Here is an 8,448-nt window from a genome sequence, read left to right as displayed (position 1 = left end):
CCCCTGCCCCCGGCGTCGCCCGCGTCCATGCGGCGGCTGAGCATGGCGCCCGAGGTCATGTAGAGGAGCACGGCGAGCCCCGCCACCGCGACGCCCGCCCACTTGACCGGGCTGAACGCCAGGTCGACGAAGAACTCGGTCACCCCGGTCATGGCCGCGGCGAGCGGCACCAGCGACAGCGCGGCGCCGCGCACGCCCACGCCCGCGCCGCGGCGGCGGTAGGCCCCCCAGCTGATGACCAGCCCGAGCAGGGTCACCCCGAGGCTGATCGCGAAAATGGCTGCGTCGCTCATGCCGGCCCTCAATCCCTACGCTTACGGTCCTGCGCTGGTGCTCTAACTCCATCGTCACACGCCGGGCGGGGGTTCCGGTCCTCCCGGCGGACGGTTTGTCCGCCGCCCCGCCTCCTCCTCCGGCGTGATCCGTCCCCTAGGGATCACCCCGCAGGTATCAGGGGCCCCTGCCGCCACGGGCACACCTCCCGCAGGACGAATCAGGCGAATACCCACGAATCAGGTCAACGTCCGGCAACGTTTGGGCGACGGCCGGGTGGAGGGCCGTGACCTGGCCGTCCGCCCGCCGGGCCCGTGACCCGGCCGTTCACCGCCCGGCGAACGCGGGGAGGGCGCGCAGCGACGCCAGGCTCACCTCGCGCAGCGAGGCCACCACCGTGCGGCCCGGCGCGGGCGGGATCGGCAGGACGCCGGGCACCGCGACGGTCACGCAGCCGGCCGCCTCGGCCGCCGCGACGCCGTTCGGGGAGTCCTCCAGCACCACGCAGCGGCCCGGGTCGGCGCCGAGCCGGGCCGCGGCGGTCAGGTACGGCTCGGGGTCGGGCTTGGTGCGGCTCACCTCGTCGCCGGCGACGCTCAGCGCGAAGTGCTCGCGGCCGATCGCGTCCAGCACCGGTTCCAGGAGGCGGCGGTGGCTGGAGGACACCAGCGCCGCGGTGACGCCCGCCTCGCGGATCTCGGCGAGCAGGTCCTTGGCGCCCGGCATCATCGGGACGCAGGCGGCGAGCCGCTCGGCCATGCCGTCCAGCATCCGCCGGCCGATCTCCTCGGGCGGGGCGTCGGAACCGGTCAGTTCCAGCATGTAGTCGACGGCGACGGCGAGGGAGCCGCCGACGAGGCGCTCCTGGTGGGCGGGCGTCCACTCGCCGCCCAGCCACGCCATGACCTCCGACTCGACCTCGAGCCAGACGCGTTCGGAGTCGATGAGCAGGCCGTCCATGTCGAACAGCACGGCCTGCATACCGCCACGGGTCACGTTTCTCCTTTCCTGCGGGGGGTTCCCGGTCCGCCCGCGCGCGGTCGCCCCGGGACGCTGCCCGCGGAGCGCTTTTGGACGGTGTGTGCAAAGAGACGGTGACGGAGGGGTCACCGGACGGCTACCGTGCCCTCTGTAACCTACTACCGGGTAAGGAACGGCATGAGCGCGTACCGCATCATCCTCGTCGGCACCGACGGCTCGGACTCCTCGTTCCGGGCGGTCGACCGGGCCGCGCAGCTGGCCGCCGCCACCGGCGCGACCCTGCTGCTCGCCACCGCCTACAGCCCCATGCCCGCGCGCGAGCGCGCCGGCGCCGCCGACCGGCTCGGGGACCTGGCGTACAAGGTGCAGGGGTCCACGCCCGCCGAGGACGCGCTGCGCGCCGCGCGGGAGCGGGCCGTCGCGGCCGGGGCGCGCGACATCGACCAGGTCGCCGTGGAGGGCGACGCCGTCGACGTCATCTCCCGGCTGGCGAAGGACCGCGGGGCCGGGCTGGTGGTGATCGGCAACCGCGGGCTGAACAGCCTCGCGGGCCGCATCCTCGGGTCCGTCCCGGCGAACCTGTCGCACCGCTCCCCCTGTGACGTGCTGATCGTCCACACCACAGACGGTAAGTGACGCGGCCCCGCAGGTATTCCGCCGGAATTCCGCCGGTTTCGCGGCGGGGAGACCGTCCGGTATTCCGCCGCGGGCGTACAGGGCGGGTGCAGGGCCGCGGAAGGGTGGGGTACGTCACCGTCAGGACGTAGGCTGACAGCCACCGATCATGAGCGGGGCCCCGACCCCCGGGAATGACGGCCCCCGACGGTGACGCTGTACCTGGGCGTCGGAAGGAGGCAGCGCGTGGTCGAGCTGGAAAGTCTGCCCGAACTGGTCGATCCGGTGCTCGTGGCCGCCTTTGAGGGGTGGAACGACGCCGGGGAGGCCGCCAGCGGGGTCATCGCGCACCTGGAGGCCACCTGGGAGGCCGTCCCGATCGCCGAGCTCGACCCCGACGACTACTACGACTTCCAGGTCACCCGCCCGATCGTGGAGATGATCGACGGCGAGACCCGCGGCATCACCTGGCCGACCACCCGCGTGTCGTGGGCGCGGCTGCCGGGCGGCAAGGACGTCGTCCTGCTGCACGGCATCGAGCCGAACATGCGGTGGCGGTCGTTCTGCCGGGAGCTGGTCGGGCTGATGATGGAGCTGGAGGTCCGCAACGTCGTGCTGCTCGGCGCGCTGCTCGCCGACGCGCCGCACACCCGTCCGGTGCCGGTGACCGGGGCGGCGTCCGAGGCCGGGCTGGTCGGCACGCTGCACCTGGAGCCGGCCCGCTACGAGGGGCCCACCGGCATCCTCGGCGTGCTGCAGGACGCGTGCGCCAAGGCCGATCTCGACACCGTGTCGCTGTGGGCGGCCGTCCCGCACTACGTCGCGCAGCCGCCGTCGCCGAAGGCGACGCTGGCGCTGCTGCGCCGCGTCGAGGACCTGCTGGACGTGACCGTCCCGCTCGGTGAGCTGCCCGAGGAGGCGCGGGCCTGGGAGAACGGCGTCAACGAGCTCGCGGAGGAGGACTCGGAGGTCGCCGAGTACGTCCGGACGCTGGAGGAGCAGAAGGACGCCACCGAGCTGCCCGAGGCGAGCGGCGACGCGATCGCCCGCGAGTTCGAGCGCTACCTCCGCCGCCGCGACCCGGGCTGACCGGCCCCCGGAGGCGCGGAGCACGTCCGCGGGACCGGGCTGCTCGCAGTAAGACCGGCATTCCGGGCATTTCCGCCTATCGTGCGGTAGCGTCACCTGCTTTTCGCTGGTCCTTTGTAGGCTGGCGGGCCTACTCTGGCGGGCAGCCGCCCCGCAGAGGACCGGACGAGAGGAAGCTCCCCGTTGCCCGACGCAACGCCGCTGCACCCGCACGACCCGGCCCGCCTCGGCGGCTACGAGCTGCTCGGGCGGCTCGGCTCCGGCGCGCAGGGCACGGTCTACCTCGGCGCGGCCGCGGACGGCCGGCACGTCGCCGTCAAGCTCCTGCGGGTCCAGTTCGACGACGACGCCACCGCGCGGGCCAGGTTCGTGCGCGAGGCGGAGGTCGCCAAGCAGGTCGCCCGGTTCTGCACCGCCCAGTTCCTCGACGCCGAGGTCGCCGGCGACAGCCCGTACCTGGTCAGCGAGTACGTCCCCGGCGAGGCGCTGTCGCGGGCCGTCGCGCGGGACGGGCCGCTGTCCGGCGGCGCGCTGGACCGGCTCGCCGTCAGCACCGCCAGCGCGCTCACCGCCATCCACCGCGCCGGGATCGTGCACCGCGACCTCAAGCCGCACAACGTCCTGCTCGGACCGGACGGCCCGCGCGTCATCGACTTCGGCCTGTCGCGGGTGCTGGACGCGGCCAGCGCTGTCAGCAGCCGCGCCGTCGGCACCCCCGCCTACATGGCGCCCGAGCAGGTGTCCGGGCAGGACGTCGGCGCCGCCGGCGACGTGTTCTCCTGGGGCGCGACGATCACGTTCGCGGCGACCGGGCGGCCGCCGTTCGGCTCCGACTCGATCCCCGCGGTCATGTACCGCGTCCTGCATCACGAGCCCGACCTCGGGAGCCTGGACGGCGAGCTGCGCGAGCTGGTCACCGCGGCGCTGTCGAAGGACCCGTCGGCGCGGCCCACGGCGGCGCAGCTGCTGCTGCGGCTCGTCGGCCACGAGGACGCGTTCGACACGGCGGCGGCCGCGCTCACGTCCCCGTCCGCGCTCCCGGCGCCCGTGGCGCCCGTCGCGGCGGCGCCCGTGCCGGGCCCGGCGCCGGGCGGCGGGGCCGGTGAGGACACGCTGCCGCCCTCGGCCACCGAACCGAACCCGGGCGGGCACGGCCCCCGCCCGCCGCGCCGGAAGCGCCGCCTCGGCCGGGCGGCCGCCGCGGGCTTCGCCGCCGCGCTCGTCGCGGCGCTCGCCGGCGCCGCGGGCTACACCCTGCTCGACCGGCCCCGCGACGAGTCGCCCGAGGCCGGCGGGCCGCACGGGCAGGTGACGGCACCGCCGACGACGGCCGCGCCGTCGACCGGGCCGTCGTCGGCCAAGCCGGGCCGCACCCGCACCGCGGGCTCGGCCGCGCCGGGGCGTCCGGGCCCGGGCGAGGGGACCCGGCCCGGGGACGGCGACGGCGGCGGTCCCCCGGTCACCAGCGACCCGCCGCCGAAACCGGTCGTGCTCGGCTCCCCGAGCCCCGCCAAGTACTGCGCGGCCCGCGAGCAGGACACCCAGTTCCGCAGCCCCAAGTGGTACTGCGTGCCGAGCGACGGCGACATCGGCGTCGACACCCCGATCGAGATGACGACGGTGTGCGCGTCGCAGTACCGGCACGACGCCGAGGCGCGGCTGCGCGGCGACGCGGGCAACCCGTCCGACTGGGACTGCTACGTCCTGCGGTGACGGTCTAGAGGACGACACCCAGCAGCGCGTCGGTGATCGCCTTCACCTGCGCGGGGGCGGTGTCGTCGGCGCCCTCCGCCGCGGCCCACGCGTCGACGGCGGCGAGCGCGCCCGGCGCGTCGAGGTCGCCGGTGAGGCGGTCGCGGACGGCGGCGGCGACCGGCGCGGCGGGCGGCCCGGACGGCCGCGCCACCGCGGCGCGCCAGCGGCCGAGCCGGTCGGCGGCCCCGGCGAGCCCCGCGCGCGTCCATTCCCAGTCGGCGCGGTAGTGGTGGGCCAGCAGCGCCAGCCGGATCGCCATCGGGTCGGTGCCGGACTCGCGCAGCTTCGACACGAACACCAGGTTGCCGCGCGACTTCGACATCTTCTCGCCGTCCAGGCCGACCATCCCGGCGTGGACGTAGGCGCGGGCGTGGGGCCGCTCCCCCGTGGCGACCTCGGCGTGGGACGCGCTCATCTCGTGGTGCGGGAACGCCAGGTCCGAGCCGCCGCCCTCGACGTCGAACGCCATCCCGAGGTACTCGATGGAGATCGCGGAGCATTCGACGTGCCAGCCGGGGCGGCCCGCGCCGAACGGCGACTCCCAGCCGGGCTCGCCGGGGCGCTGCGCCATCCACAGCATCGGGTCGAGCGGGTCGCGCTTGCCGGGCCGGTCGGGGTCGCCGCCGCGCTCGGCGAACAGCGGCCCCATCTCCTCCCGCGTCAGCCGGCTGACCTGCCCGAACGCGGGGTCGGCCGCGACGGGGAAGTAGACGTCGCCGGCCAGCTCGTAGGCGGCGTCGCGGCCGCGCAGCTTCTCGATCATCTCCACGATCAGCGGGATCGCCTCGACCGCGCCGACGTACCGGTCCGGCGGCAGGATCCGCAGCGCCGTCATGTCGTCGCGGAACAGCTGGATCTCCCGGTCGGCGAGCTCGCGCCAGTCCTGCCCCGTGTCCCGGGCACGTTCCAGAAGCGGGTCGTCGACGTCGGTGGCGTTCTGGACGTATCGGACCCGGTGCCCGAGGTCCCGCCACACGCGGTTGACGAGATCGAACGCCAGGTAGGTGTTGGCGTGGCCGAGGTGGGTCGCGTCGTAGGGGGTGATCCCGCACACGTACATCCGCGCCGTGCCGCCGGGCGCGGCGGGCCCCGAGGGGCGGGCCGTCCCCGCCGCGGTGTCGTGCAGGCGGAGCGGCCGGGTCGCGGCGGGCAGGCCCGCTTCGGCGAGGCCGGGGACTTCTGGGGCGGGCCACGATCGCATACCGAAAGCTTATCCATGCCCTGTTCGCGGGTTTGCGGCCGGATGGGTCGACTGTCCCGGGTGTCCGGTCACCCGTGCCGGACGCGCGGGTCCAGGACCGAGTAGCCGACGTCCACCAGCAGGTTCGCGGTGATCACGAACAGCGTCACCGTGAGCGTCACCCCGATGATCACCGGGGTGTCGCCGGTCGCGATGGACTGGTGGACGAGCTGCCCCACGCCCTGCAGCCCGAACACCTTCTCGATGACGATCGTCGACCCGACCAGCGCGCCGAGATCGACGCCGGCCTGCGTGACGACGGGCGCGAGCGCGGGCCGCAGCCCGTGCCGCAGGACGACCCGGCGCTCCGGCAGCCCTTTGGCCCGCGCCGTCCGCACGTAGTCCTCGCCGAGGACGTCCAGCATCGCGCCGCGGGTCAGGCGCGTGTAGGACGCGAGCATCAGGAACGCCAGCGCCGCCCACGGGAGGATCATCCGCCGCAGGAAGTGCTCCTGCATCGGCGGGCCCGCCTCGAACAGGTGGAGACCGGTGGCGAAGACGTAGAGCAGCGCCAGGGCCAGCACGAACGGCGGCGTGGACAGCCCCGCCAGCACGAACGCCGTCGCGGCCCGGTCCCACAGCGTCCGCGCCCGCCACGCGCTGAGCACCCCCAGCCCGACGCCCCCGGCGAACCACAGCACCCCGGCGCCGAGGACCAGCCACAGCGTCGTCGGGAGCCTTTCCGCGATCAGCGCCGACACCGGCGTCCCGCTGATGTAGGAGTCGCCGAGGTCCCCGCGCAGCAGCCGCTCCACGAACCGCCAGTACTGGACGAGCACGGGCCGGTCCAGCCCGAGGTTCGCGCGGATCTGCGCCAGCGTCTCCGCCGTCGCGCGGGGCCCGCCGATGACCCGCTCCACCGGCACGGGCGAGACGTGCAGGAACACGAAGACCAGCGTGGACACCAGCCACAGCGCCGCGGCCGAGTAGAGCAGGCGGCGCAGGACGAGCCGCGGCAGCCCCCGGCTCACCATCCGCCGCCGCGCGGGTCGAGGGCGTCGCGGATCCCGTCGCCGATCAGGTTGAACGCCAGCGTGACCAGCAGGAGCAGAGCGCCCGGCACGCCGAGGAGCCACCACGCTGACCGGAACACCTCGCTGCCCTCCCCCAGCATCGACCCGAGGCTCGGCACCGGCGGCGGCACCCCGGCGCCGAGGAACGACAGCGTCGCCTCGAATACGATCGCCGCCGGGATCTGCACCGAGGCCAGCACCGTGACCTGCGCGGACAGGTTCGGCAGGACGTCGGCGACCATGATCCGGGCATCCGACGAGCCGAGCGCCCGGGACGCCTCGATGAACTCCCTGCGCCGCAGCGCCAGCACCTGCCCGCGGATCACCCGCCCGGACGCCGCGACCGAGAAGAACGCGATCACCAGGACCGTCAGCGCGAGCCCGGCGGCGGCCGACGCGGGCCGGAACGTCGTCGCGAGCATGATCGCCACGAGGAGGTAGGGCAGCGCGAGCGTCACGTCCATCAGCCGCGCCAGCACCGCGTCGACGGCGCCGCCCGCGAACCCGGCGAGCGTCCCGACGGCGGTGCCGGCGACCGTGGCGAGCAGCGCCGCGCACACCCCGACGACCAGGGACACGCGCGTCCCGTAGGCGGCGCGGACGAGCACGTCCCGCCCGAGCTGGTCGGCCCCGAGCGGGAACTCCGCACCGGGCCCGCGCGGCTGCCCCGCGACGTCCAGCCCCGTCTCGGGGAACGTCCGGTCGTAGGGATGCCCGGTCAGGTGCGCCCACAGCGGCGCCAGAAGCGCGAAGACCGCGATGCCCGCCAGCACGGCGACGGACGCGACGGCGACCCGATCACGCCGGAACCGCCCCCAGGCAAGTTGCGACGGCGTGCGCCCCCGCGCCGCCTCGGGACCCGCGCGCTCGACGACCGGCCGCACGCCGACGTCGACGCGCCCGCTCACCCGAGCCCCTCTGCCATCCGCGCACTCCCGCCCCATGCAGATCGCGATGAGTGGCCAAGCTAACACCGAGCGTCAGCACACCGCCGCCGGTTGGCGGAAGACGCCGGGGGCTAGAGCACCCGGGTCCAGGCGCCGGCGTCGCCGGGCGCGGCGGAGAAGTCGTACCGGACGCCGTCCTCCCGCAGAGCGGTGAGGCTGACCGAGGTGGTGCCCCACACCCGCCCGTCGCCGAGGTCGAGCAGCGGCAGGAGGGCCCGGTGGTCGGCGCGGGGCAGCCCGTCGCCGTTCACCAGCGGCAGCCACTCGCCCCAGGCCCGCTCCAGCGGCTCGCCCGGACCGGGTTCGGGCCGCGCCGCCGCGGCCAGCCGGGGCCGGAAATGCGCGAGGCGCGCCGCCATGTAGGCGTCTTCGGTCTCCCCTTCGAGCTGCCCCTCGCCCTCCAGCCCGCTGTTGACGATCACGTGCAGGCCGGGCCCGAGGTCCCGCTCGGCGAGGTCCGCGCCGTCCCAGCTCCACAGCCGCACCCGGTCGGGCTCCGCCCCGACGAGGTGAAACGGGTCGAAGGACGCCAGGT

The 8,448-nt window shown here is 75.1% G+C and carries 8 protein-coding genes and 1 pseudogene; 3 read left to right on the top strand and 6 right to left on the bottom strand.

Going from position 1 to position 8,448, the window contains the following annotated elements:
- Together E1264_RS36170 and E1264_RS36165 are read right to left on the bottom strand one after the other, a co-directional pair.
- Window positions 1–293 (bottom strand): hypothetical protein (locus E1264_RS36170; protein WP_132180959.1); only part of this gene is annotated, 293 nt, incomplete at its 3' end.
- A 307-nt stretch (window positions 294–600) separates the two neighbouring features.
- A complete protein-coding gene (locus tag E1264_RS36165) occupies window positions 601–1,254 on the bottom strand; it encodes an HAD family phosphatase (RefSeq protein ID WP_132180963.1) in 654 nt (217 codons plus the stop codon).
- A 177-nt stretch (window positions 1,255–1,431) separates the two neighbouring features.
- On the opposite strand from E1264_RS36165, the gene E1264_RS36160 reads away from it, so the two are divergent.
- From E1264_RS36160 to E1264_RS45680, 3 genes are all read left to right on the top strand, one after another.
- Window positions 1,432–1,890, top strand: coding sequence for a universal stress protein (locus E1264_RS36160; RefSeq protein WP_132180957.1), 459 nt, complete (start codon window positions 1,432–1,434; stop codon window positions 1,888–1,890).
- A 225-nt stretch (window positions 1,891–2,115) separates the two neighbouring features.
- Complete coding sequence (locus E1264_RS36155) at window positions 2,116–2,958, top strand: PAC2 family protein (RefSeq protein ID WP_132180955.1); 843 nt, start codon at window positions 2,116–2,118, stop codon at window positions 2,956–2,958.
- Between the two features lie 183 nt (window positions 2,959–3,141).
- Entirely contained in the window at window positions 3,142–4,671 is a 1,530-nt protein-coding gene (locus E1264_RS45680) for a serine/threonine-protein kinase (RefSeq protein WP_243711388.1), read from the top strand.
- Window positions 4,672–4,675: 4 nt separating this feature from the next.
- Here the strand turns inward: E1264_RS45680 and mshC are convergent, their stop codons facing one another.
- The 4 genes and pseudogenes from mshC to E1264_RS44045 form a co-directional block, all read right to left on the bottom strand.
- Window positions 4,676–5,914, bottom strand: coding sequence for a cysteine--1-D-myo-inosityl 2-amino-2-deoxy-alpha-D-glucopyranoside ligase (gene mshC, locus E1264_RS36145; RefSeq protein ID WP_132180953.1), 1,239 nt, complete (start codon window positions 5,912–5,914; stop codon window positions 4,676–4,678).
- Between the two features lie 68 nt (window positions 5,915–5,982).
- A complete protein-coding gene (locus tag E1264_RS36140; protein ID WP_243711387.1) occupies window positions 5,983–6,927 on the bottom strand; it encodes an ABC transporter permease in 945 nt (314 codons plus the stop codon).
- On the bottom strand, window positions 6,921–7,874 hold the full coding sequence (locus E1264_RS36135; protein WP_243711386.1) for an ABC transporter permease: 954 nt from the start codon (window positions 7,872–7,874) through the stop codon (window positions 6,921–6,923). The genes E1264_RS36140 and E1264_RS36135 overlap by 7 nt, the downstream gene beginning before the upstream one ends.
- A 110-nt stretch (window positions 7,875–7,984) precedes the next feature.
- Window positions 7,985–8,448: pseudogene (locus E1264_RS44045) on the bottom strand (hypothetical protein); the annotation flags it as partial.

The organism is Actinomadura sp. KC216, from assembly GCF_004348535.1.
GTDB lineage: Bacteria > Actinomycetota > Actinomycetes > Streptosporangiales > Streptosporangiaceae > Spirillospora.
This window is presented reverse-complemented; position numbering and strand designations above follow the sequence as displayed.

What these genes read in the sequence shown, in the direction of transcription:
- E1264_RS36160 (WP_132180957.1), top strand. Translation starts at nt 1,432, where the DNA reads ATGAGCGCGTACCGCATCATCCTCGTCGGCACCGACGGCTCGGACTCC.
- mshC (WP_132180953.1), bottom strand. Translation starts at nt 5,914, where the DNA reads ATGCGATCGTGGCCCGCCCCAGAAGTCCCCGGCCTCGCCGAAGCGGGC.
- E1264_RS36140 (WP_243711387.1), bottom strand. Translation starts at nt 6,927, where the DNA reads ATGGTGAGCCGGGGGCTGCCGCGGCTCGTCCTGCGCCGCCTGCTCTAC.
- E1264_RS36165 (WP_132180963.1), bottom strand. Translation starts at nt 1,254, where the DNA reads ATGCAGGCCGTGCTGTTCGACATGGACGGCCTGCTCATCGACTCCGAA.